This is a genomic window from Kamptonema formosum PCC 6407 (genome assembly GCF_000332155.1).
Lineage (GTDB): Bacteria > Cyanobacteriota > Cyanobacteriia > Cyanobacteriales > Microcoleaceae > Kamptonema > Kamptonema formosum.
The window spans coordinates 1,694,959-1,696,620 of the sequence record NZ_KB235904.1 but is presented as its reverse complement, the minus strand read 5'-3'; the positions used below and the strand labels follow the sequence as shown (position 1 = coordinate 1,696,620).

Genomic DNA, 1,662 nt, shown 5'->3' with positions numbered 1-1,662 from the left:
CCCGCTCCCCCGCTCCCCTGCTCCCCCGCCCCCCCGCTCCCTCTCTCCCCCACTGTTCAATTGTGGAAACTCTTTTAAGAAAACGCTTGTTGATCCTTGGTGGAACAAGCGATGCGACTAAACTAGCAGCAAGAGCGTCGGTTATTTCCGGGCTAGAGGTCATTACTTCCCTAGCAGGCCGTACCCGACAACCTCATGCTTTAATAGGTAATGTGCGGATTGGTGGATTTGGGGGTGTAGCAGGACTGGCTGCTTACTTGCGCGATCGCGAAATCAATTTCTTGATTGATGCTACTCATCCTTATGCAGCTCAGATTTCCTTTAATGCTGCGGAAGCTGCTAAGGAATGTAACTTACCTTTTCTGATGTTAGTACGTCCGCCTTGGCAGAAACAAGAGGGCGATCGCTGGATTGAAGTTGAGAGCAATGAAGCAGCGGCAATAGTATTATCTAAACAGGCAAAGCGCGTATTTCTGACCATTGGCAGACAAGAGCTAGCTGCTTATGCCGATCTGAATGATATTTGGTTTTTGATGCGGACGATCGATCCGCCAACATCCGGGGCTCTAGTTCCTAATGGCAAATTGCTGTTGGATCGCGGGCCTTTCACGTTGGAAAATGAGCAAAAGTTATTAATAGAGTATCAGATTGATGCGATCGCCAGCAAGAACAGTGGCGGCGATGCGACTTATGCCAAGATTGTTGCAGCTAGGGAATTGGGGATACCAGTAGTAATGGTACAGCGCAAGCCACAGCCAGCCGTTGAACAAGTTGTAGATGTAGAAAGGGCGATCGAATGGCTCCTTAATCAACTTCAATTAGTTAATGGTTAGTGGTTAGTGGTTAGTGGTTAGTGGTTAGTGGTTATATAACCCACATTCCGCAGATGTGGCTGGGATTTTTTTATTAGTTGTGAAAGCTGGGAGCCAATATGCTTTTGGATTGAACTTATGGGGTTTTAGCGTTACAGGAGCCTGTAAAATTTACCTAGATTAAGTAAGTTGAAAGAATTGACTTTTTCTAATATATTCATGTCGCTATATTTATCACTTCAACTCATCTTTTTAACAAAGTCAACTCATGCCAAGAGCAAATTGTCTTGACTCATAAATGAAGATTATTTACAAATATTTATACCTTAATATCAATCATCATCCACTTGAAAATATTAAATAGTATTGACAGCAATACTGCCCTAAATGCTTTAATACATCTTGACGGTCTTGGGTTAAATTGCTGACTTGCTTCTCTCCATTTATCGACACTAAATGCACCGCTTGAAACATCTGAAATATCCAGCGCATCGTCGGCTTATTTGTTAATTTCTTCACCTGATTTTTCACCCCCTCATTGCTAGCTTCTAATTGTTGTCTCAATTTCCTTTGAGCTAGGTTATAAACTAACAAGCACAGTCCCATTATCATTCCAATTGCTTCCACTCGCTCCGGCTTTTTCACAAATACGCTTGACGTAAAAAATAACGGATCTTTGATAAATCTAAATCCTCTCTCGTTACTTTGCTGCGCTTTGTACTCCGATAATACCTGTTGATTGCTCACTGTTTTAGTATCTAAGATATTCGTGGCTAATATAAATCTCCCGGCTTTGACTTTTTCCGCTTCTATTACTGATTTTCTGGTTTCTATTTTACCTGTAACTTGA

The 1,662-nt window shown here is 42.2% G+C and carries 2 protein-coding genes; one reads left to right on the top strand and one right to left on the bottom strand.

The features are described 5' to 3' along the window. Window positions 1-62: 62 nt before the first annotated feature. Complete coding sequence (locus OSCIL6407_RS0124330; RefSeq protein ID WP_040650409.1) at window positions 63-833, top strand: cobalt-precorrin-6A reductase; 771 nt, start codon at window positions 63-65, stop codon at window positions 831-833. 318 nt (window positions 834-1,151) lie between these two features. Here the strand turns inward: OSCIL6407_RS0124330 and OSCIL6407_RS31180 are convergent. Then, a partial coding sequence (locus OSCIL6407_RS31180) for an IS1634 family transposase (RefSeq protein WP_019487784.1) occupies window positions 1,152-1,662 on the bottom strand: 511 nt, incomplete at its 5' end.